Raw genomic sequence first — 24136 nt, forward strand, 5'->3', positions numbered from 1 at the left:
TCATAGTCATGTCCTGTTTTTAGGAGACAAAAAAAGGTTAATTGGAGACTCCTTGGAGTTTTCACAATTAACCGTTAAACAATAATATATTATTGTTCCATTTGCTTCGCTAGGAAGCTTGCAGCTGTTTCGATTGCTTTTAATTCAATTTCACCAACTGTAGCTTCTTTAGCAAAAATCACAACTGCGCCGATTGGATCGCCGTTTGCAACAATTGGAGCCACTGTGTAGGATGCTACTTCTTCATCAACGCCATCTACAAGTGAAAAAGAACCTTTTTGAGTATGTAGAACTGAGTTACGATCCTCCATAATTTTCTCTAAAGAGTCACTGATTGCTTTATTAAGGAATTCCTTTTTAGAACTTCCTGCTACTGCGATAAATGTATCACGGTCACAGATTAGAACTGGGTTTCCTAAGCTATCATAAAGTGCCTCTGCATATTCTTTAGAGAAGTCTCCAAGTTCACTGATAGGAGAATATTTTTTTAAAATTACTTCGCCATCTCTGTCAACGAAGATTTCCAAAGGATCTCCCTCACGGATTCTCAATGTTCTTCTGATTTCTTTTGGAATAACAACGCGTCCTAGATCATCTATACGACGAACAATACCAGTTGCTTTCATTCTATGTTGCCTCTCTTTCATCGGGTTGATTTTTTGCGACACATCCTGCTGCCCAAATCGACTATGCCGCCGATGTTGTACATAGTATTTTTCTAATGGTAACTTCTATACATAAAGAAAATTTTTTCTTTATGTATCACCATAAAAAGGAGGGCATTGGTACACTTGATTGCTTTAAAAAGCACATAGTTCACATTTTACTATTCAGTCTTTTCTTTAACCTTTTTGTTACGTTCCAACTCAGAAACTAATTCAAAGGCAGCATTGAGCCAGTCCTGAACCGGTACTTTCTTTACGTAAAGAACCATTTTCAAGCGATTAGCCTCCATACCCAGTCCGACCATACGACCAAACTTTGAAGCAGATCTGAATAATACATGTCCATCAATTTCTTTACTTGTTTTTTCAGAGGTGATAATAGTAACTTCATCTTTTGTTTGTTTAATTAATTCTACACCTGCCCGAATGGCAAGAACTTTAATTTCTGCAATTTTAAACAGGTAGGTAACTTCTTGTGGAAATTCTCCAAATCGGTCAAGCATTTCCTCCTGAAGTTCATCCAATTCCTCAGAAGTTGATATGCTTCTGAAACGTTTGTACATTTCGATTTTTTGATTGCCGTCAGAAATATAAGAATCCGGAATATATGCATCTACTTTAAGATCAATTTCAATCAGATTATGGACTTCTTTATTGGTATCCCCTTTTCGTTCCTGAATTGCCTCTTTGAGCATTTGGGAATAAAGGTCAAATCCAACAGAATCGATAAAGCCATGCTGCTCCGCACCCAAAAGATTACCTGCACCTCGAATGGTCAGATCCCTCATTGCTATTTTAAAGCCTGAACCCAACTCTGTAAATTCCTTTATTGCCTGCAATCTTCTTTCTGCAACCTCTGTCAATACCTTATCCTGCCGATAAGTAAAATACGCATATGCTACACGATTGGATCTTCCAACCCTTCCCCGTAGTTGATATAACTGGGATAAGCCCATCCTGTCTGCATCATAAACGATGAGTGTATTTACATTAGGAATATCCACTCCAGTCTCAATTATGGTAGTACTTACCAACACATCAGCCTCACCCTCAAGGAAACTGTACATGACAGATTCAAGCTCACTTTCTGTCATTTTTCCATGCGCAGTCACGATTTTGGCATCCGGGATTAGCATCGACAGCTCTTCAGCTCTTCTTTCAATATCTTCTACACGGTTATACAGATAGTATACCTGTCCTCCTCTTGCCATCTCCCGCTCAATTGCCTCCCGTGCTAGCATCGGATTATATTCCATTACATAGGTTTGCACAGGGAAACGATTTTCCGGAGGTGTCTCAATTACTGAAAGATCCCTCACACCAAGCATGGACATATGCAAGGTTCTTGGTATTGGGGTAGCTGTCAGAGTCAGAACATCTACATTTGTTTTTAGTTGTTTAATTTTTTCTTTATGTGTTACACCAAATCGTTGCTCTTCATCTACAACAAGTAAACCAAGATCTCGATAAACGATGTCCTTAGATAAAATTCTATGTGTTCCAATAACCACATCAACTGTTCCGTTTTTTAGACCTTTAATTGTTTCATTCTGCTGTTTTCTTGTTCTGAATCTACTTAAAAGGCCGATGTTGATTGGGAAATCCTGAAACCTTTCACGCATGGTCTCATAGTGCTGCTGTGCAAGAATGGTAGTTGGCACTAAAAAGGCAACCTGTTTACCATCAGCAACAGCTTTAAATACTGCCCGAATGGCAACCTCAGTCTTCCCATATCCTACATCACCGCATAGTAAACGATCCATTGGACGTTCACGTTCCATATCCTTCTTGATTTCAACAATAGATCTCAGCTGATCTTCTGTTTCCTTATATGGAAAAGAGGCTTCGAAATCCTTCTGCATTTCTCCATCCGGCATAAAAGCATAGCCCTTCGCGGTCTCTCGTTCTGCATATAATTTGATTAGATCATCAGCTATATCCTGGACCGTTGATTGAACCTTACTTTTTACGCGTGTCCAATCATTACCGCCAAGCTTATACATCTTAGGTTCTTTACCTTCTGAACCAACATATTTCTGAATCAGGTCAATTTGATCTACTGGCACATAAAGCTTATCAGTTCCCTGATAGCGAATATGAAGATAATCTTTATGAATTCCATTAATCTCTAATGTTTCAATACCAATAAACTTCCCTATCCCGTGATTTACATGGACAACATAATCGCCAGGCTTCAATTCCGAATAATTTTTTATACGTTCGGCATTGGACATTTTTTGCCTTCTGGCTGATTTTCTTGTTCGCTTATTAAACAGTTCTTTCTCCGTAATGAGTGCTAGTCTCTGCATAGGAAGCTCGAATCCAGTCAGTAGCTGCCCCTCCATAATTTGCAGGGATTCTATCTTAATATCATCTTTATTTTGTACAAAGCTTGCATCGACTTCGTAATCCTCTAGGATACGCTCTATTCTCTTGACCCGCTCCTCATCGGCACCCATAAGAACAACTGTGTATTTTCCTTTTTTCCAGCGTTCTACCTCAGCTTTAAATAAATTCATCTGCCCATGGAAATCCTGCATTTGCTTGCAGCTGATATTTACGATGTTTTGAGGGCTTGTTTGAGGTACATGCCTTAAAAACAATGACATATAAATATGCGGATATTTATGTTGACTCATAAGTGAAGAGAGTGAATGAGATAGAGTAATATCATGAATGATTTTCCCCTCATCAAGTAGAGTTGTATAATATTCAGCCTCTTCTTTATCCAGCTGTTCACCCATCTCCTGAATTCTGCTGATTTCATCAAAAATGACGATACTCTCTGTCGGAATATAATCTAGCAAACTAGCCTGTTTATCATAGGCCAGTGACATATATTGAGTGATATGGTCAAACTTATTCCCGCTTCTAAGCATTTCAATTTCATGCTCGATTTGCTGAACCATCCGCTGTTGTGCATCTGCATTTTTAATCTTCTTTAAGGATTGGCTTAAGCCGGCTTCTAAATGCTCTGCTATTTTAGCCACATTGCCCTTATTCAAAATAATTTCATTGACCGGGCTGATAAATGCCTTTTCTACCTTTTGTAGCGATTTTTGATCTTCAGCTGAAAATATACGAATGGAATCAATCTCTGTATCAAACAATTCAATCCGGAAAGGGTTTTCTTCTGTCAGAGGATAGATATCCAATATTCCGCCTCTAAGAGAAAACTCACCTGGAGTCGATACCATATCCGTTCTCGAATATCCAAGCGAGATTAAATTCTCCAATACGCTCTCGATATTCAGATCATCGCCCACATTCCATTCAATCAAGGATTCCTTCCAAACAGAACGAGGTGGAAGCACCTTTTTAATACCGGAAATCGGAGCAATAATAACTCCGCCTTTTTCCTCTGTTGCAAGATAATTAAGTGTTTCTATTCTCTGTGTACGCAGTTCAGGACTGGCAATACTTAATTCAGCAGCAATCAATTCATTTGCTGGAAATAGAAATACTTTATTTTTATTTAAAATCGACGTTAGGTCTTCATATACTTTTTGGGCATGTAAAAGATTCGGTACCACCACTAGAAGGGGCCGATTTGTTTGTTCATATAGCGCTGCCATAAAGAGAGAACGCGAAGAACCTGTTAAACCGGCTAATAATTGTTCCTTCAGACCTTCCTGTAGCCCATCTGTAATGGATCGAATATCTTTGTTATCTGTAAGTAGTTGCTGCAATTTATTCATATAATCCGTCCTCCCTTCAGCCTTCTACATAATTTATATATTTATAGTTGGTCTGCTATGTGAAAATAATAAACAGAAAAACGCTTTGGAATTTTTATCCAAAGCAGTCTACTGTCTTATTGTATTAAGTGTTCAAGCAAATGATAGTCTGGATTTTGATCCAGCGTATTCTGGCAGCTTTCACAAATTGATCGAATGCGAATAGTTCCATTCTCACCATATTCAATAATCTCTTTTCTTTCCTCGGTTGAAAGAAAATCATAAACCGATTGATATAATTCATCCTGCTGTTCGCTAATCTCACCTAAAGTGTGCCCACAGTGCCTGCAGCAATAATGTAGCGTCATATCATACCCTCCGCTTTATTATATACCGCTAGTATGCACCATTATCTTATTGTTTATTCAGTCTAGTGGATGGATATGATTATTGTCCATTAAATGAGTTCATTACCTTTAAAAATGGCTCATTAAGCCATTGATCGCAGACTTTTAAGGATTTATCAATTGCCTCCGTCATGATTTCCCATTCATCATCCTTGAAATTGGTTAAAACGTAATCGGGTACGGGAATTCTTCCTTCCGGCCTGCCAATTCCAACTCTTATACGGTTAAAACTATCTCCGCCCAAATGCTGGATGGTTGATTTCATCCCATTATGACCGCCGGCGCTTCCCTTTTGTCTGAGTCGAACTTTACCCCTTGGTAAATCAAGATCATCATAGATGACTGCAATATCATCCAGACCTATTTTATAAAAACGGGCTAACGGAGCAATGGCTTCCCCCGAAAGATTCATATATGTCAATGGCTTTAATAAAACGACCTTTTCTCCATTAACGGTTCCTGTTCCATATAAGCCATTATATTTACTTTGATTCATTTTAATATTCCAGCGTTCAGCCAAATAATCAATGATTAAAAACCCGATATTATGACGTGTTCGCTCATACTGTGATCCTGGGTTTCCAAGACCTACAATCAACTTCATACCTTTACACATCCTTGTGAATATCAAACTAATTAGTTTCCTCTTAACATTTTATACTGTTTCATCCTCAAAGGAAAATAAGGATAACAAAAATTTGTGATTTTTTTAGCATGTCCTCTTCTCTTTTTTGTCATGATAAAAAAGGCTGCTGAGAATCGACAATTCTCAACAACCTTCTTATTTCACAACCTATATTGCTCATCAGTATAAACTTAGTCTTCTTTATTATTCGTTGTCTCAGCACTTTCTTTTTCTACAGCATCATCATCCATTTCAACTGTAGGAGGAAGGATGGATGCAACGACTTCATCTTCATCCTGTGAAATGGTATAAGAACCATCTACATTTAAATCAGCGATGATAATGGAATCACCAATTTTTAAATCAGAAACGTCATATTCGATTGAGCCTGGAATATCATCAGGCTTAGAGGATACTGTTACTGTGTGCAGAGTTTGTTGCAGCATACCTCCGGATTTCACTCCTTCTGCCTGTCCAACAAGATCAATTCGCACCTCTACATCCATTTCCTGCGACATATTCACGATTAAAAAGTCAGCGTGCACAATATTCCCTTTTATAGGATCTTGTTGATACTCTGTAAGCATTACCTTTTCCTTACTTCCATTTATCTCAAGCGATAGTACGCCATTGCGTCCACTTTCTTTAATCGCCTTTAAAAAACTACTTTCTTCTACAAATATTGTCTTCGCTTCTTTTTCCTTCCCATATACAACTGCAGGGAAATTACCTTCTGATCTTAATTTTCTTAAAGATGAGTTTTTCAAATCTGTTCGTTCACTTACTGTTAAAGTTGTAACCATTTTGCTTCACCATCCTAATCTATTTTAAATATCACCCTTTCATATTCCCTAATCTCCTGAATTCGAAACAATTCACTTATCACTATGGGTAAGTTACATTGAATGATAACTAAAAGAAGTCTGCCTTATGGCAGACTTCTGATCAATCGAATAATGTACTTACTGATTGTTCCTCATGAACACGGATAATTGCCTCTCCAATTAAAGAAGCCACTGATAGATTTACGATCTTATCAATTCTTTTTTCTTCTGGTAGTGCAATGGTGTTTGTAACAGCCAGTTCTTTAATTTTGGAGCTTTGAATTCTTTCAATTGCCGGACCTGATAGTACTGGATGTGTACAGCAGGCATATACTTCTTTTGCTCCATTTGCAATCAACGCATTGGCAGCGAGTGTAATCGTACCGGCAGTATCAATAATATCATCAATTAAGATAGCTGTTTTTCCTTCAATGTTGCCAACAATATTCATTACTTCTGCAACATTTGGTCTTGGACGGCGTTTATCAATAATAGCAATAGGTGCTTTTAAGCGATCAGCCATTTTACGGGCTCTTGTTACTCCGCCATGATCCGGAGATACAATAACGATATCCTCCAAATTCTTCTGTTGGAAATAATCCGCAAGAATTGGCACACCCATTAAGTGATCAATCAGAATATCAAAGAATCCTTGAATTTGAGGAGCATGAAGATCAAGTGTAATGACACGTGATGCCCCTGCTGTTTCCAATAAATTAGCTACAAGCTTGGCTGTAATAGGTTCACGTGCTCTTGCTTTTCTATCTTGACGCGCGTAACCATAATAAGGCATAACAATATTAATGGTCTTAGCAGACGCTCTTTTCAGCGCATCAATCATAATTAGCAGCTCCATTAGATGTTCATTTACAGGCTGACTTGTTGATTGAATGACATAAACATCACATCCGCGAATACTTTCTTCAATATTGATTTGTACTTCACCATCGCTAAATTGCGACACTGTGCATTTTCCTAATTCAACGCCAATCTCTTTAGCAATTTCTTCTGCTAATCCGGGATTCGAATTAAGAGAAAAAACCTTTAAATTAGGATCTAAATATCGATTTGACATTATGGGCCTCCAAGACTATTTTTTAAGATTTAACTTGCCTACATAATTTTCTTTGTTTACCTGACGTGCACGGGCAACTGATAATGCCTCACCTGGAACATCTTTCGTAATCGTTGAACCAGCGGCAACATATGCTCCCTTTCCTACAGTTACAGGAGCAACCAGGTTCGAGTTACAACCGATAAAAGCTCCGTCTTCAATCGTAGTCAGGAATTTATTTTTACCATCATAATTTACCGTGATGCTTCCGCATCCAACATTTACACCTTCTCCAACAATTGCATCTCCTAAGTAACTTAAATGAGATGCCTTGCTTCCTTTACCAAAGGTGGTTTTTTTGATTTCAACAAAGTTCCCAATTTTAACATCGTCCATAATATTGGATTGAGGACGAATGTGGGCGAAAGGTCCTATTTGAACCTCAGATCCAATTTGGCTATCATGTGCAACCGATTGGCGAATAACCGTATTATCTCCGATATTACAATTTTCGATTTCCGTATTCGGCCCTATTTTACAGCCGCTTCCTATTACTGTATGACCAGTAATAGTCGTACCTGGATATATATATGAGTCCGTTCCTATTTGTACATCCTTATGGATATATGTGTTTTCTGGATCTACAATAGTGACTCCATTACGCATATGCTGTTCATTAATACGACGCTTCATATATGTTTCTGCCTGAGACAGTGCTACTCGATCATTAATACCTAGCGTTTCTGCAAAATCAGGTGTCTCATATGCAGAAATAATTTCTCCCTGTTTCTTTAGTATCTCAATAACATCCGGTAAATAGTATTCACCCTGTGCATTATGATTAGAAACATTCTTTAAGCAATCAAATAAGAGCTTATTATCAAAACAGTAAGTGCCAGTGTTAATCTCTTCAATAAGCAATTCTTCTTCAGTTGCATCTTTATGTTCTACAATTTTCTCAACCAAGCCCTCTTTGTTTCGCACGATACGACCATAACCAGCAGGATTGGTTGTTCGTGCCGTGAGGATTGTAGCTTTTGCTTTTTGCTCAGCATGCAGATTTAATAATGCATCTAACGTTTCTGCTGTAATTAGAGGTGTATCTCCGCAAATCACAAGAGTTGTGCCTTCTTCACTACCAAGTAGGTCCTGTGCTTGCATAACCGCATGGGCAGTTCCTAATTGTTCTGCTTGCAGTGCATATTCAGTCTTGTCCTTTAAGACTGACTTAACCTCTTCAGCGCCATGACCAATAATCGTTACAATTTTCTCCGCCTTAATGGATGATACGTTATCTATAACATGTTCTACCATCGGCTTGCCGCATACGGGATGTAATACTTTATATAAGCTGGATTTCATTCTCGTCCCTTTTCCCGCAGCTAGTATTACAGCATTTCGGTTCGTCATGATTGCCCTCCGTTTACCTTTTTATCCATTACGAATATACCTTAACTCCATGTTCTTTTCAAGAAGTGGAGTCAAAACCATGAATTAATTTATAAATTTGTGAAGAGAAATGCACTGGAGAGTATTAGAGGAATTTGTGAAGAAAAATAAAAAAGAGCCTCTCAGATGGTCGGCTCTAGATGTTGATTTTAAATTTTCTATCTATTAAGATGCTCCTGCTCCTTCTAACTCTACCTCTTCCATTTCACCAATACGGTGATACTCGGCAAGAACAGCTTCCTGGATTTTACCGCGCGTTCCAGAATTGATTGGATGAGCGATATCACGGAACTCTCCATCTGGTGTGCGTTTGCTTGGCATTGCCACAAACAGGCCATTATTCCCATCTATAACTCGAATATCATGAACAACAAATTCATTATCCAAAGTAATGGATGCAATCGCCCTCATTCTACCATCTGTATTGACGCGGCGTAATCTTACGTCAGTCACTTCCATCTATGTCACCACCTTTTATAATGCGAATTACTAAACTATTTCCACAAAAATTATGATATTCCTTCTTTTTTTTGAAAAATATAGAAATAATTGTGAAACTTTTTAATAACTGAATATAATCGCAGTATAAAAGGCACTGAACATCCAATCGGTTATGCCGATTACTTCCTACTTAGATCGGAAGAAATTCCCTTTATTTACCTTAATTGTTTTGTCCTTCATATTCACATCCGTCAATTTAATCAAAGATAGGTACTCATCGACAAGACGCTCCTCAGAATTTTCAGCTTCAACTAACACAGCAATCCCTGCTACATTTGCATCAAATTCCTCAATTAAGTTAATCATACCGTTTACGGTTCCGCCGGCTTTCATGAAGTCATCCACAATCAAAACCTTCGAATCCCTTTTAAGACTTTTCTTCGACAAGACCATTGTTTGAATTCTTTTATTTGAGCCTGACACATAATTAATGCTTAATGTCGGGCCTTCTGTTACTAATGAATCTCTTCTGACAATAACCACCGGAACATTTAAATAGTGAGCTACTGAATATGCTAAAGGAATACCTTTTGTTGCTACTGTCATAACAACGTCAATATTTTGGTTTGCATAATGTGAGGCAATTAGTTTTCCTACGTTACCAATTATTTTTGGCTGACCCAAAATATCCGTCATATAAAGGTAGCCGCCTGGTAACAGCCTTTCCGGTGTCTCCATCAAAGCACATAAATCCTTGATGATTTGGTCAGATTCCTCCATACTCACGCCAATAATATACTTTACTCCGCCTGCCGCTCCAGGGACAGTAACCAACGTTCCATTCCCCATTGCTTCCAAGGTCTGTTTAATAATCACGAGATCCTCACTGATAGAAGATTTCGCAGATTGATATCTTTCTGAGAAAAAGGATAGTGGAATAAGGGTGGAGGGATGACCCATCAAATAGGTTGTCATATCTACAAGACGTTCACTTCTGCGCAATTTCATTTTTACCCCCAGAACACGAATATTTTATTATGATTTTATATTAATGTCCGTGCTTATTCAATATCCAGCCTGTTTCCAAGCAGGCGAACTGCATAAACATGTTCACAAAAACCCATTAACCCATTATAAATCCTTTGCATACGTGAATCATGTTCAACCAAGCCAAATACTGTAGGTCCGCTTCCACTCATTAACACAGCGTCAGCTCCGAACCTGCTCATTTGTTCCTTAATCATTTTCACTTCAGGATACATTTTTAACGTTACACTCTCTAAAACGTTTCCCATACTTTGACACATAGCCTCATAATTTTGATTATATATAGACTCTACCATTGAATTTATATTAGGGTGTGCCAATTCATTTATCTTCAAATTACGATAGACATCTGCTGTAGATACCCCTATTGTCGGCTTCGCCAAAACTACCCAGCAGTTTGGAGGTGCTGGCAGATGCTCAATTCTTTCTCCCCTGCCTCTTGCGATTGCTGTACCACCATGCACACAAAATGATACATCTGATCCTATCTCAGCTCCAAGCTCTGCAAGCTGGTCCATAGAAAGGCCAAGGTTCCAAATACGGTTTAACCCTCTTAATGTTGCTGCAGCATCACTGCTGCCACCTGCAAGACCTGCTGCCACAGGGATATGTTTATCAATGGTTATTTCAATACCTGTATTAATCTCGTATTTCTTTTTCAATAATGCTGCTGCCTGATAAGCTAAATTCCGACTATCATCCGGCACATAGCGGTTATGCGAGTTAATTTTTATGGTATTGTTATTTAGTTCCATCAGTTCGATCCGATCTGCTAAATCGACATTTGTCATAACCATTTCAACTTCATGGAAGCCATCTTCCCTTTTATATAAAACATCCAGTGCCAAGTTAATCTTAGCAGGTGCTTTCTCCATCCATTTCATTCTGTTCACCTACTTATCCTTTTGTTACCTTCTCACATTGTACATTTTCGTAACACCAATCGCCACTATTCGTATAAATTTTTCTCTTTAATTTGTGGCGAACAAGAAAACCCCAGGATATAAATCCCTGGGGTTTAATTGCCGTACCGAACAAGTATTAGTTTTCGGAAAGTCGAATGTCACAGCATTTATGATCGATTGGCTAATTGCTGCTCTGCTATTTCAATTGCCCTTTTCACCATATTCCCTGCATCAACGGCTCTAATTCCGCCCCATCCTTCTTTCTGCACTACATCCCAGAAACCAAGTTCCTTAGCAAGCTCTTCTTTAAACTTTTCAGACATCATACCTCTTCTGCCCAAGTTTAACAGCTCCTTTTTATCGGTACGACCTTTATATCATTTATCTAAAACTAAATTTCATAACAGCCAATATATTCATGTAGGCAAATAAAAAAGCAGAGAACTATTGTTCACTGCCGTTACGCCATTTTTCCTGATGTCTCTTCAGTAAATGTTAATTCTACCGTTTCTGTTAATACATCTGCATAGCTGTATGAAACTCTTTCAAAAGAGTTCTCATCCTGATCTAATTCGACAACGAATACTGAGGGATAAGTTTCAGCTAATACACCTGAACGTTCGATAGTTTTTCTTCTACCGCCATTCGCTTTGAGTAGCAACTTCTGTCCCAAATGGGAATCCAAAATCTGTTTAATATCATTCAAACTTTTTGGCATGCTTCGTCCACCTCACTAAAAGTAGTATATCACATAGACTAATGACGGTCAAATAAAATAATAAATTATATCAGTGATCAAATTTGTTTGTCAATGTTTTTCACAAGAAAAATACCGTTTTTTTCTCTCTTTTATTCTACCCTATTCGACAGATAGATATGTATGTAAATTCCAATTACATTATGTTTAAGATTATAGAGGGGATAAATGATTTATTTTGTTGAATAAAACTATCTTGGAGAACCACTTCTACAAAACATTCTACCCTTCACTAAACACGAGTCAGCGGAATCAATTTAGCAGGGATCAATACTGACTTTATCCCTTTATCTGGTGAATATAAAAAAAGCACCGATCATTAACCATCGGTACTTTTGGCATTAGCAATCATTCTGTTAAGAATCTGCTTATAAATAGTACTAATTCAAGAGTTGAGAGATAGGTAAGAACCTTTTAAAAAACCATATGATATGGGTTAGACAATCAGTCATCTGTTTCAAGCTTTTCCTTCGCCTCGTTTGTATGATAAGGCATTCCGATTCTAAGAACACCCTTCGATTCAACTCCTCCAAGCCCTTTCTCACCCGTTAAAGTATTACGAAGAACCTCCCATACATTCACATGATCCATAAAAGGCGTAAGACTTATCTTTCCAACAATATAAACCGGATCTAATGCATGGATATTCACACGGGAAGGAGAACTGGCAAAATTAGCACCAGCAACGATTAATGATTCAAAATGAGATTGGCAAGCACCTGCAAAGATAACTAAATGGTCCAAATGGTGAATTTTTTTCCTAGCCTCCTTGACGGCCATTACGAAGTCCTTTGAATGCCTATATGCATTTATATCATTAATGGCTCCTTTAGACTTCGAATAGGAATCATGGCCTGTGATGACAAGGATATCAGGCCTGTATTGATCCAATAATTCTCCAACCTTATAAGGCATTTCACGCTCCTTACAATGTTCTCCGTGTACAGGAATTCCAATGCGCTTATAAAGGGTCAGGCATTTCTCCAAATAACTAGGATCTCCATCAAGATGCAGCACCTTTCCAGGGATTTGAAAATAATCAACAGGCTGTCGGTACCCATCTGTGACTTCATATTCTTTTTTATGACGCAATCGCTCAAATTCCTGTGATATAAGATGATTTGATTGATTCACCAAAGTATCTGTATACATATTTCTTGTAGCTCTCTCATCTTCGCCTATTACTTTTAGATCCGAGAGGGGTGCATCTGCTTCCAAACGTATATCTTCACCAAATATGATCGCAATTTTTCCGCCATCATGCTCCAAAATATCTATAACACGAAAATAGATATCGCAATCATACGATTTCCGACCAACTATATCATTAACCTTTATCATGAAAGCCTCACTCCATATTATGTCACTGCAACTAATCAATGGATTCAACATAGGCTATGCAGATCAAGGGTCAGATGTGAAGACAGAAAAAAGCCAGATCAACTTGAACTGGCTTTTTTTGCTTTATATATTTATTTAAAATGAGGTTTAAGAGCATTACTCAAATCGGCAAACTCTTGCAGAGATAATGTCTCTCCTCTTCTAATCGGATCTATACCCGCAGCTTCCAGCCCTTGGAGAATCAGTTCCTTTCTTGCTTTTCCATCAGGAAGCTGGGAAACTAAGTTATTTAAAATCGTTTTTCTTCTTTGAGCAAAACTTGCCCTCGTAATTTCAAAAAAGAAACCTTCGTCTTCAACCTCTACAGCCGGTTTATCTCTGACCTTTAGATGGATAACAGCAGAATCTACATTAGGCTGCGGCACAAATACCGTTTTCGGTACAATCATGGCTACTGCAGCTGTTGTGTAATACTGGACTGCAATCGACAATGACCCATATTCTTTCGTTCCTGGAGCTGCTGCCATACGATCAGCAACTTCTTTTTGAAGCATAACCGTTATGCTTTCAAGGGGCAGACGTTCTTCAAGTAGTTTCATGATAATCGGCGTAGTAACGTAATATGGCAAGTTCGCTACAATATGAAGATCATCTACCTGACCAGTAAACTCCTCCTTAATCACTTTTGCTACGTCTGCTTTCAGTATATCCTCGTGAATAACTTGGATATTATCATAAGCTGAAAGAGTATCTTTTAAGATCGGCAAAAGGCGTTGATCTATTTCAAAGGCTACAACTTTCTTACAGTTCTTTGCTAATTGTTCTGTCAACGCGCCAATACCCGGCCCAATTTCTATTGCTCCGCTCTCTGAGTGAACACCCGAATGGTGAACAATATTTCGTAGTATGTTTGTATCAATTAAGAAGTTCTGGCCAAGACTCTTCTTAAAGGAGAATCCATATTTATCCAGTATTTCTCTTGTTTTAATTGGGGTTGCAATATCTTTATTCATTTATTTCCACTCCATTTATATGTTCGATTGCCTTCATGAACTCTTCCTTTGAGATTCCAAACATCTTCAATCTTGTATATAGCTGTTTGCCATTTGCATAGCCGATATTCAGATATCGACCTAACTTTTCCCGTCTCTCAGCGGAACCTGGACCGCCAACTAAACCAAATAAGACCAAATCATCCTTACTGATTACTTCTTTTAATTCCGAATCCATTAGTTTCGCATTTTTTAATGCATCTCTGATGGCTTCATCAGACGCATGTTCAACACCCAGCCCACGCCCTGACTTATGGATAGCCAAGTGCTTTGGCAGAAACGCATGCTGGCATCCGGGTACTTCCTGTGAAATGATTTGTCTTATTCTCTCTCCCGGAAAGTCAGGATCAGTAAAAACAATCACTCCCCTGACCTTTTGCGCCAAGCGAATTTTATTTAATGTTTCCTGATTAATAGCTGAACCATTCGTTTCTATTGTATCAGCATTTAAAGCGCGTTTGATGGCCGTGGTGTCGTCTTTTCCTTCAACGACAATAATTTCTTTGATTTTCATTTTCCCTCCAAAAAATTTTATCTAAAATTTGTAATTTACAATTGATATATTTGTGTTATTTTTGTAATATTAATGTAATATTAATTTATTTACGGTTAACCCTGCCTATTATAACGTAAAAAAACAGCGGATACGAAATCCACTGTATAAATTACCGTAATATTTAACGAATAACTTTTATTTTGACCTTTTTTACACCCCAGTTATGGGCTTCGGCAGATGTAGGAACATAGACGTCAATTTTATTCCCATTTATGGCGCCACCTGTATCTCCTGCAACTGCATAACCATAGCCTTCTACATATACTCTTGAGCCAAGCGGTATTAGGTTAGGGTCAACAGCGATAACCTTTTTGTTCGGATTTGCACGCAGGTCAATGCCAACTGCAGTTTTTCCCGAACAGCCATCACAGTCAACGGTATAGGCAGTAGCCGTAACATAATATTCATCACTATCACTAGCCTTTTGCACGTTCTTTTTTACATTAGACATTGGCTTTGCTATAGGTAGTTTTTGTTTTGTCCCAACGGAGATTACCTGATCAGTTTTTTCCTTAATAACATTTTCTGAAATCAGCTTTTTGGACACAACTTTCCCATTTTCTTTAATAAGCTCATATTTCTTACTTATGAGACCGTTAACGCCTTCAGTGGTTACTTTCTGTTTTCCTGAGGTTAATGCGGGATCATTTCGCTTGATAGTCTCATATGCAATCGGTTCTTCCACTACTTCCGTATCTTTTTCAACTCGTGTAATAGACAAGGATGCTTTCTTACTAAGCTGCTCGTTTATCCCAGGTTCAACACGGTCCAAATCACCAATATGTATATTGGCAGTATCTAAAAAGTCCTTCACAGGGGTCGAGACTGTCCATAGTATTTTTTCATTCTCACCATCAATTACGGTAACAGGAAAAGCCTTCTCAATATGTATGATCATACCGGCTTCTATCTTGTCATTCATATCATGGGACAGGAAATCCTCGTTCCTTAGCTGTATATTTTCCTCTTTTAAAACATCTTCAACTGTCTTCGCAGTCGTAGCAAAGCTCTGCTCTTTGTCATCTATTATGACCTTTATATCAACAGCAGGCTCCCACACAATGTGTAAATCATCTTTTATTTTAGTCGTTTCAGGTATACTGAGATAGTCCTTCGAATCTACTAATATGTCATGTTCTTCAAGTAATTCACTTATGGTATCAGCATGGGTTTTTACCTTTTGCTTTTCTCCATCCAGGCTCAGTGCCACTGTCTTCTTTGTTCCTTCAAAAAATAAAACTCCGGAAGCTAATAGAAATACAGCGATACTAGTCATCATTAATATTACCTTTGGCGTTTGCCGCGGCCTGGAAAATAGGTTTTTCATGTATTTATTCACGAAAAAATTACCCCCTTTTCACTGAATGCATTATATAAATATATAAATAGGCTTGTCAAATAATACCGCTCTCATGCTTATTAGAGTAAGGATTGTCTCGAAGCAGTTAATGACATCCAATCTACCTATCCATATACGTATATTTTCATCCAATAAAATGGGGGAATCTGTCTTTAAATCAATTTAAAAAGTGTTTTGGCATTACTCATTGTTGCTTCAGCAACTTCCTCATAAGAAACTTCTTTCAACCTTGCTATTTCCTCAGCAACAAGTTTGACATAGCCTGGTTCATTTCGTTTCCCTCTAAACGGGTGAGGGGCTAAATAAGGACAATCGGTTTCAATCAATAATCTTTCCAACGGCACGGCCTTTGCAACCTCTTTGGGTTTAACTGCATTTTTGAATGTAACCGGTCCGCCTAAAGAAATATAAAAATTCATGTCTAAGCATACCTGTGCCGTTTCCACACTGCCGCTAAAGCAATGCATAATTCCGCCAACTTCTTCTGCATGCTCTTCCTTAAGGATCTCTACTACGTCCTCTGTAGCATCCCTGTTATGAATGATGATAGGAAGCTTAAGTTTTTTAGCAAGACGAATCTGACGGCGGAATACATCCTTTTGGATATCCTTCGGTGATTTGTCCCAATGATAGTCTAAGCCTATTTCTCCAATTGCCACCACTTTTGGATGCTTGGTCAGCTCCTCAATCCATTCAAGATATTCATCAGTTAGATCGATTGCATCTACCGGATGCCAACCAATCGCTGCATACATAAAGTCATAAGTTTCTATTAACTCCATTGCTCGTTTAATGGTCTTCTCATCAAAACCAACAACGATAACCCGCTCTACTCCATTCGCTTTGGCTCGACTGATAACTTCTTCCAAATCATTATCAAATTGCTCATCATTTAAATGCACATGTGTATCAAATAACAATGTTAGCACTCCTTTACCATATGCCTAGAATACCTCTCTATACCCAAAACAATAGGGATGTTTCACATGTAACATCCCTACGTTCAAAATCAATTATTTAACCTGTGCCCCATTTGGTAGGGATTCCGCAATTGAGGCCAACGCTAATTGACCATCAAGACTACCAGCTAAAATCATCCCTTGAGATAGTACACCGCGAAGTTTAACCGGTTTTAAATTCGTTACGCAAATAACCTTCTTACCAGTCAATTCTTCTGGTTTGTAATGCTCCGCAATGCCAGAAACAACCTGACGCTGCTCATATCCAAGATCTAATTGAAGTTTTAACAGTTTGTCTGCTTTTGGCACGGGCTCAGCCTTTATTACTTGAGCTACTCTGAGCTCCACCTTTTTGAAATCATCAATCGTAATCTCTTCTACCTCTGTAGGTTGTTCGATTTCCTTTTTCGCTTCTTGGACCGGTGCAGCTGGTGCCGTACTTTGCATCGCTTCCTTAATATAAGTAACTTCTTCCTCCATATCCAGGCGAGGGAAGATAGGCTGTCCTTTTTTAACAGTTGAATTTTCAGAGATCAATCCGAACTCTTTCAAGCTATCCCAGCTTTGTAATAAAGGATCCTGACAATCCAATTGTTCAAATATTTTTTCAGGAGTTACAGTTAGGAACGGCTTCAGCATGATAGCAACTCTTCTTAAGGATTCTGCTAAATGAACCATTACAGATGCCAACTCGTCAACTTTAGCTTCATCTTTCGCTAAGGCCCATGGTTGAGTTTCATCAATGTATTTATTTGTGCGGCTTACCAATTGCCATATAGTAGACAACGCAACAGAGAATTGCATATCATCCATTGCCTCTTCATATTTTACTACCGTTTCCTTATTAGCCTGCAGCAGCTGCTGATCAAATTCACGCTCTGACCCTTTATAAGCTGGTATTTTTCCTTCAAAGTACTTATTAATCATTGCAACAGTTCTGTTCAATAAGTTTCCAAGGTCATTGGCTAAATCAAAGTTAATTCTTTCAACGAAGCCTTCTGGAGTAAATACGCCATCCGCTCCGAATGGAACCTCACGCAATAAGTAATAACGAAGGGCATCCAAACCATATCGATCTATGAGCGTTACAGGATCTACAACATTCCCTTTAGATTTAGACATTTTGCCGTCTTTCATTAATAGCCAGCCATGTGCAAATACTTTTTTAGGAAGAGGTAGATCAAGTGCCATTAACATTATTGGCCAGTAAATAGTATGGAAACGAACGATTTCCTTACCAACCAAATGGACATCTGCCGGCCAATAATTCATGTACTTGGAGTCATCATCAGTACCGTAACCTAAAGCCGTAATATAATTAGATAATGCATCAATCCAAACATAGATAACATGCTTAGGATCACCCGGCACCTTTATGCCCCAGTCAAAAGTTGTTCTGGAAACAGCTAAATCCTCTAAACCAGGCTTTAAGAAGTTGTTAATCATCTCATTTTTGCGTGACTCCGGTTGAATGAACTCAGGGTTCTCTTCGTAAAACTTTAATAATCGGTCAGCATATTTACTCATTTTAAAGAAGTAGGATTCTTCTTTTACCTTTTCAACTGGACGTCCACAATCAGGACAATTGCCCTCTTCTACCTGACGATCTGTGAAAAATGATTCACATGGAGTGCAATACCAGCCTTCATATTGATCAAGATAAATATCGCCCTGATCAAGCAAGCGTTTAAAAATCTTCTCAACAACCTTCTTATGTCTTTCTTCAGTGGTTCTAATGAAATCATCATAAGAAATATCAAGCTTGTTCCATAGTATTTTGATGTCTCTGATCATACCATCAACATATTCCTGCGGGCTGATTCCTTTTTCTTCTGCCTTTTGCTGAATCTTTTGCCCATGTTCATCTGTACCAGTTAGGTACATAACATCATATCCACGCATTCTCTTATAACGAGCCATTGCATCTCCTGCAACTGTCGTATATGCATGTCCAATATGAAGATTTCCACTTGGATAGTAAATTGGGGTAGTAATATAAAAAGTATTTAATTTTTCCTTCATCTTTTCCACTCCTTAAAGGCCTTGCAATAAAGTACGTAAGATTTGCTTATAAATACATTACATAATAGTACATTATAAAGGAATTTTAATTATTTTTATACATATGAACCCGGGGCGCTTTTGGAAAATTTTATTACACTTATATATTGAAATCTTTTTCACAAATAATTATTGTAGACAAGATGTATTAATTATATGAATATATTTAATTTTGTAATAAAATTACAAATATGCGCAAAATATATTTGATTTATTTTGAATCTTTTATAATTTATCGTCAATTTATCCATGTAAATGATTCATTTAATGTATATTTATGTAAATTTATATCGTTTTTTTACTGTTTTTTTCATAAAACCTCACTAAATATGGAATAAACTACTATTATTATGCAATCCAAAAACATTGACGGTTTTGGGAATGCTTGGTATTATGAAAACATCCTTAAATTTTGTCGAATAATGACGAATTTTATTAAAAAAATATTTTACTATGAGAGGAGTATTTTTATGAAATCCACAGGTATTGTACGTAAAGTAGATGAGCTTGGACGGGTGGTAATTCCAATTGAGCTTCGTCGTACTTTAGGAATCGCAGAAAAAGATGCTTTAGAAATTTATGTTGACGATGAAAAAATTATTCTAAAAAAATATAAGCCGAATATGACTTGCCAAGTTACAGGTGAAGTATCCGACAACAACTTCACACTTGCTGACGGTAAATTAATCCTTAGCCGTGAAGGAGCAGAACAGCTTCTTAAAGAGATTCAAGAAAACTTGGTTGTAAACAACTAATCAAAAAGCTTCCCTTTCGGGGAGCTTTTTGATTAGCTTTTAATTTAATTCTCTTCAACATGATAAGCCTGATAGATTTCTCTTTTTTGAAGACCCCTATCTTTCGCAACCTTTTTTATCGCTTCATTCGGTTTAAGGTTCTCAGATTCAATATAAAAATCGACGTGCTCTTTCAATTCCATCTCTGTCCACCAGGCTGTTCCTAGATCATCTAACTCTTCCCTATCTGACCCCTCGGTTATGATCACAAACTCACCGCGTATTTCATGTTCATTAGCCCATTGTATAATCTCAGACATTGTCCCTCGAATATATTCCTCAAACTTTTTTGTCAGCTCTCTTGCCAATACTATTTTTCGATTTCCAAAATACTCATACATTATCGTAAGTGTTTCCTTTAAACGATGAGGAGATTCATAGAAGATTATGGTCGAATCCTTTATTTTTAATCGCTCCAGTTCTTTCTTCTTTTCTTTACGGCTTCGGTTTAGAAATCCATAGAAATAAAATGGCTGCGGGACTATACCTGAAGCAATCAGTGCCGTTAGTGCCGCATTTGCACCAGGCAATGATACGACCTTTATGTCCTCCTCTATGCAGGACTGGACTAACTCATAGCCAGGATCTGAAATAGCAGGCATTCCGGCATCACTTACGAGGGCAATTTGTTTTCCACTTTTCATTTTCTCAATCAAGGATTCCCCGCTCTGATTCATATTGTGCTCGTGATAACTGACTAACGGTGTCTGAATATCAAAGTGATTGCACAGTTTTTTTGTATTCCTTGTATCCTCTGCCGCAATTAAATCTGCCTGCTTGAGGATATTTATTGTGCGAAATGTCATATCATCTAAATTACCGATTGGTGTTGGTACTAAATAGAGAACTGCTTCATTCTCTTTTTCAAAGCTTTTTTGGGCCTTCATTATCTGTTCCTCCCATTTGTACGATCCTTTCCTTGGCGCCCCTGCATAGCTGTTTAAAGCGATACTCAGCCTGCATAGCCTCTGTCTTTGTCTGATACTCCTCGACATAGCGAAGCACCACAGGCCTTCTCCCTCGTGTATATTTGGCACCTTTCCCATCATTATGTGTATTCACTCTCTTATTTACATCATTTGTATACCCAGCATAATAACTGCCGTCCGCACATTCAAGTACATAAAAATAGTGATTATTCTTGTCCATTGATGATGGTTCTCAATTCTTTGGTATACTCATTATTTTCATCATACACAATTAATGGTGGCAATAATTTTAAATCAGGATTTCCGCCTTTTATTCCTTCAATCAGGATTGTATTTGCCTCTTTATTTGCCTTTGGATACACAAATTGAAGACGTTTTGGTTCTAATCTATACTTTCTCATTAACGTTACAATATCAAGCAGCCTACCGGGTCTATGAACAAAGGCCGCTTTACCGCCGTTCTTTAAAAGCTGGCTGCTCACTCTGATTACATCCTCCAATGTACATTTAATTTCATGCCTGGCTATGGCAAAATGTTCATTTTCATTTTGAATTTCCTTCGCTGGTGTCAAAAAATAGGGTGGATTACAGGTGACAACATCATATTTATCATGGCCGAGAATTGGAATAATTTTATTTAAATCCTCATGGTACATTTCAATTCTATCATCCAGCTTATTGTAGCCTATACTCCTAACGGCCATATCATATAGTCGCTCCTGAATCTCCACTCCGTATATACGCCCCTTGGTGCGTGTACTGAGCAAGAGTGGAATGACACCATTTCCAGAACATAAATCAACCAAATTCCCTTTTTGAATGGGAACATATACAAATTTAGATAATAAAACAGCATCCAATGAAAAAGAAAAGACACTCGGGCTTTGAATAATCCTAAGTGGCTCTCCCAATAAATAATCCAGACGCTCATCATCCTTTAATATATACACTCTACAATCCGCTCCTACCTATATACAGTAAAAAATCAATTATAAAAATAGTCTTTCCTATCGATAGGAAAGACTATCTTTATTTCTTATTTAAAAATGAAAGACAAAACAGGCAATCCCCATCTTTACGTGGACTTCCAAAGTGCAGATTACAAATATGGAAACCTTCTTGATATAGTCTCGCTAAATTATCGTAGCCCTCTCCGACATCCATTAGCTTATTGCCTTTTTTTGCTTGCTTTTTCTGAGAAACCGCAGGCTTTGTCTTTTCTAAATCCAGCAAGCGACGCCTTACATTTTCGTTTTCTAACTTGAGGGAATTATTTTCTTCCAATATTTCTGCGAGATGTTCCTTTAAATCTCCAAGTTGCTTATACAAATCTCCAATTTGAGCTTCCATACTGCTAACCGAATCGAAAATTTCCTTTTTATTCATCAACACCCACCACCTTATTAATCTGTGGCTTGAATCGAGAAGGTGCCTTCCTCCATCATCTCATCCAGCGTATATTCAACTACTCGTTCCTTACCCTGCAATTCTATTTGCATGATTTTTTCAAGAATGTTAAGACCGATTACTTTACCGCGACCAACCGGTGTAACCACGTACTCTCCCAAATCTGGAAGCTGCTCTTTTGCGCTCTCATATTCATCATTCTCATATTTTAAACAGCACATCAAACGCCCGCATAGACCTGAGATTTTCGTGGGATTCAATGATAAGTTTTGGTCTTTAGCCATTTTAATGGAGACCGGTTCAAAGTCCCCAAGAAATGTAGAACAACATAACATCCTGCCGCAAGGTCCAATGCCTCCAAGCATTTTTGCCTCATCCCTGACACCAATCTGTCTTAATTCAATACGTGTTCGGAAAATAGCTGCCAGATCTTTAACCAGCTCACGAAAATCAACTCGTCCATCTGCTGTGAAATAAAAAATCACCTTATTACGATCAAAAGTATATTCAACATCTACAAGCTTCATTTCCAAACGATGCTCAACCACTTTTTCGCTGCATACTTGAAATGCCTGTTCAGCGATTTGTTTATTTTCGTCCACAATCAGCCGGTCTTTTTCATCAGCTATTCGAATAACTTTTTTCAGGGGCAGAACTACATCATTTTCCCCAACCTGCTTTCTGGGTATAACAGCTTTTCCAAACTCTACTCCGCGTACTGTCTCAACTATGATGTATTCATCCTTGGCTATTTCCAAATCACCTGGGTCAAAATAATATATTTTACCCGCCTTTTTAAAGCGGACTCCTACAACATCATACAAGTGTAAACCCCTCCTGAAGGTTAAGCACAAGCTGCTCCATTAACAGCTGTGGGTTTATATTAGCCGAAATTTTTCGTTTTGACTCTAATATTTGATTCATTTGATACGCCAATTTTTTGGGGGAATGTTGAATGGCCAATTGGCGAAGCCTTTCCTCCATATCTTTGTATACAATCTCTTCCGGCTTATCCAGCTGTATATAAAGGAGATCACGATATATATTCAATAGGAGCATTAAGCCTATTTCTGTCTGTTCTCTTTCTTTAAAATGCGAAAGCCAACTCTCCTGAATGACCATAATACCATCCACAGGATTTTTCATTGCTTCAAATAATTTTACCACTATTTTTTGGGCTTGTGCAAACCACTCATCCTCATTTAACGACAAACCTTCATCGACACTGTTCGTCAAACTCGCAATCAAGGGAGCCTTCGTGACAGGTACTCCTGCCTGTATTAACTGCTTACTTAATTCCTTTGGATTTAACGGCATAAAGGATAACGTTTGGCAACGGGATAGGATGGTTGAAAGCATGCGGTGAATTTGATCTGTAAGCAAAATAATTGTTGTCCCTGCATGAGGTTCTTCTAAAAATTTCAATAAACTATTGGCCGCAGAAGCAGTCATTTTATGTGCATGCGTAATAATGTAAACTTTTTGTGATGACTCAACTGCCTTCTTTTGAAATTCCTCATGAAGCAATCGAATTTGTTCCTTTTTTATCGATAAACCATCCGGTTCAATAACATGGACATCCGCATGGTTTTTATGGTCAATTTTTTTACAATTTGTACATTCCTCACAGGGAAGAAAACCGTCTTCTCGGTTATGGCAAAATAAAGATTTAGCCAGAAGAATACTTGTATCCTTTTTACCGGTACCACGCTCTCCTTCAAAAAGATAAGCATGGGCCACACGATTCTTCATTAGGCTATTCTTGAGCATCATTGATACTCTTGGTTGTTGATTGGCTAATTGATCCCACGTGTTAATCATGCTTA

Annotated in this window: 25 protein-coding genes; 1 reads left to right on the forward strand and 24 read right to left on the reverse strand. The window is 38.0% G+C overall.

Features of this window, described 5'->3' with window-relative positions:
• Nucleotides 1–89: 89 nt before the first annotated feature.
• From spoVT to metG, 18 genes are all read right to left on the reverse strand, one after another.
• Nucleotides 90–626 carry a stage V sporulation protein T gene (spoVT, locus tag AC4G3O_RS18765; RefSeq protein ID WP_066103150.1) on the reverse strand — a complete coding sequence of 179 codons (537 nt, stop codon included), beginning with the start codon at nt 624–626 and terminating at the stop codon, nt 90–92.
• Between the two features lie 200 nt (nt 627–826).
• Complete coding sequence (mfd, locus tag AC4G3O_RS18770) at nt 827–4363, reverse strand: transcription-repair coupling factor (protein WP_148631341.1); 3537 nt, start codon at nt 4361–4363, stop codon at nt 827–829.
• A 116-nt stretch (nt 4364–4479) separates the two neighbouring features.
• Nucleotides 4480–4710 carry an anti-sigma-F factor Fin gene (gene fin / locus AC4G3O_RS18775; protein WP_066103155.1) on the reverse strand — a complete coding sequence of 77 codons (231 nt, stop codon included), beginning with the start codon at nt 4708–4710 and terminating at the stop codon, nt 4480–4482.
• 79 nt (nt 4711–4789) lie between these two features.
• Nucleotides 4790–5353: an aminoacyl-tRNA hydrolase gene (gene pth, locus AC4G3O_RS18780; RefSeq protein ID WP_491136570.1), complete on the reverse strand. Its 564-nt coding sequence runs from the start codon at nt 5351–5353 to the stop codon at nt 4790–4792.
• A gap of 212 nt (nt 5354–5565) precedes the next feature.
• Complete coding sequence (locus AC4G3O_RS18785; protein WP_066103161.1) at nt 5566–6177, reverse strand: 50S ribosomal protein L25/general stress protein Ctc; 612 nt, start codon at nt 6175–6177, stop codon at nt 5566–5568.
• 142 nt (nt 6178–6319) lie between these two features.
• Nucleotides 6320–7273, reverse strand: a complete 954-nt coding sequence (locus AC4G3O_RS18790; RefSeq protein WP_066103164.1) for a ribose-phosphate diphosphokinase — start codon at nt 7271–7273, stop codon at nt 6320–6322.
• A gap of 15 nt (nt 7274–7288) precedes the next feature.
• Nucleotides 7289–8662, reverse strand: a complete 1374-nt coding sequence (glmU, locus tag AC4G3O_RS18795; protein ID WP_066103167.1) for a bifunctional UDP-N-acetylglucosamine diphosphorylase/glucosamine-1-phosphate N-acetyltransferase GlmU — start codon at nt 8660–8662, stop codon at nt 7289–7291.
• 204 nt (nt 8663–8866) lie between these two features.
• Complete coding sequence (spoVG, locus tag AC4G3O_RS18800) at nt 8867–9160, reverse strand: septation regulator SpoVG (protein WP_066103170.1); 294 nt, start codon at nt 9158–9160, stop codon at nt 8867–8869.
• A 168-nt stretch (nt 9161–9328) separates the two neighbouring features.
• Nucleotides 9329–10150 (reverse strand): pur operon repressor, encoded by an 822-nt coding sequence (gene purR, locus AC4G3O_RS18805; protein WP_491136571.1) that lies wholly within the window; start codon nt 10148–10150, stop codon nt 9329–9331.
• A gap of 53 nt (nt 10151–10203) precedes the next feature.
• A complete protein-coding gene (ispE, locus tag AC4G3O_RS18810; RefSeq protein WP_066103175.1) occupies nt 10204–11073 on the reverse strand; it encodes a 4-(cytidine 5'-diphospho)-2-C-methyl-D-erythritol kinase in 870 nt (289 codons plus the stop codon).
• Between the two features lie 188 nt (nt 11074–11261).
• Nucleotides 11262–11420: a small, acid-soluble spore protein, alpha/beta type gene (locus AC4G3O_RS18815; RefSeq protein WP_491136573.1), complete on the reverse strand. Its 159-nt coding sequence runs from the start codon at nt 11418–11420 to the stop codon at nt 11262–11264.
• 134 nt (nt 11421–11554) lie between these two features.
• On the reverse strand, nt 11555–11812 hold the full coding sequence (gene veg, locus AC4G3O_RS18820) for a biofilm formation stimulator Veg (protein ID WP_066103179.1): 258 nt from the start codon (nt 11810–11812) through the stop codon (nt 11555–11557).
• A 483-nt stretch (nt 11813–12295) separates the two neighbouring features.
• Complete coding sequence (gene yabG, locus AC4G3O_RS18825) at nt 12296–13192, reverse strand: sporulation peptidase YabG (protein WP_066103182.1); 897 nt, start codon at nt 13190–13192, stop codon at nt 12296–12298.
• 131 nt (nt 13193–13323) lie between these two features.
• Nucleotides 13324–14205, reverse strand: a complete 882-nt coding sequence (gene rsmA, locus AC4G3O_RS18830) for a 16S rRNA (adenine(1518)-N(6)/adenine(1519)-N(6))-dimethyltransferase RsmA (protein ID WP_066103185.1) — start codon at nt 14203–14205, stop codon at nt 13324–13326.
• Entirely contained in the window at nt 14198–14758 is a 561-nt protein-coding gene (rnmV, locus tag AC4G3O_RS18835) for a ribonuclease M5 (protein ID WP_066103188.1), read from the reverse strand. Before rnmV ends, rsmA begins: the two co-directional genes overlap by 8 nt.
• A 163-nt stretch (nt 14759–14921) precedes the next feature.
• On the reverse strand, nt 14922–16139 hold the full coding sequence (locus AC4G3O_RS18840) for a resuscitation-promoting factor (RefSeq protein WP_316246012.1): 1218 nt from the start codon (nt 16137–16139) through the stop codon (nt 14922–14924).
• Nucleotides 16140–16312: 173 nt separating this feature from the next.
• A complete protein-coding gene (locus AC4G3O_RS18845; protein WP_066103192.1) occupies nt 16313–17080 on the reverse strand; it encodes a TatD family hydrolase in 768 nt (255 codons plus the stop codon).
• A 93-nt stretch (nt 17081–17173) separates the two neighbouring features.
• On the reverse strand, nt 17174–19141 hold the full coding sequence (gene metG, locus AC4G3O_RS18850; protein WP_066103195.1) for a methionine--tRNA ligase: 1968 nt from the start codon (nt 19139–19141) through the stop codon (nt 17174–17176).
• 503 nt (nt 19142–19644) lie between these two features.
• On the opposite strand from metG, the gene abrB reads away from it, so the two are divergent.
• Entirely contained in the window at nt 19645–19935 is a 291-nt protein-coding gene (gene abrB / locus AC4G3O_RS18855) for a transition state genes transcriptional regulator AbrB (protein ID WP_139063808.1), read from the forward strand.
• 44 nt (nt 19936–19979) lie between these two features.
• On the opposite strand, the gene rsmI is transcribed toward abrB, so the two are convergent.
• The 6 genes from rsmI to holB form a co-directional block, all read right to left on the reverse strand.
• On the reverse strand, nt 19980–20861 hold the full coding sequence (gene rsmI / locus AC4G3O_RS18860) for a 16S rRNA (cytidine(1402)-2'-O)-methyltransferase (RefSeq protein WP_066103200.1): 882 nt from the start codon (nt 20859–20861) through the stop codon (nt 19980–19982).
• Nucleotides 20839–21123 (reverse strand): GIY-YIG nuclease family protein, encoded by a 285-nt coding sequence (locus tag AC4G3O_RS18865; protein WP_491136572.1) that lies wholly within the window; start codon nt 21121–21123, stop codon nt 20839–20841. The genes rsmI and AC4G3O_RS18865 overlap by 23 nt, the downstream gene beginning before the upstream one ends.
• Nucleotides 21110–21847, reverse strand: a complete 738-nt coding sequence (locus AC4G3O_RS18870) for a tRNA1(Val) (adenine(37)-N6)-methyltransferase (RefSeq protein ID WP_066103240.1) — start codon at nt 21845–21847, stop codon at nt 21110–21112. Before AC4G3O_RS18870 ends, AC4G3O_RS18865 begins: the two co-directional genes overlap by 14 nt.
• Before the next feature lie 85 nt (nt 21848–21932).
• Nucleotides 21933–22289: a DNA replication initiation control protein YabA gene (gene yabA, locus AC4G3O_RS18875; protein ID WP_066103206.1), complete on the reverse strand. Its 357-nt coding sequence runs from the start codon at nt 22287–22289 to the stop codon at nt 21933–21935.
• A gap of 17 nt (nt 22290–22306) precedes the next feature.
• A complete protein-coding gene (locus tag AC4G3O_RS18880; protein WP_066103211.1) occupies nt 22307–23134 on the reverse strand; it encodes a PSP1 domain-containing protein in 828 nt (275 codons plus the stop codon).
• On the reverse strand, nt 23127–24131 hold the full coding sequence (holB, locus tag AC4G3O_RS18885) for a DNA polymerase III subunit delta' (RefSeq protein WP_066103216.1): 1005 nt from the start codon (nt 24129–24131) through the stop codon (nt 23127–23129). The genes AC4G3O_RS18880 and holB overlap by 8 nt, the downstream gene beginning before the upstream one ends.
• Nucleotides 24132–24136: the final 5 nt, after the last annotated feature.

The organism is Bacillus sp. z14 (2026) (assembly GCF_058313575.1).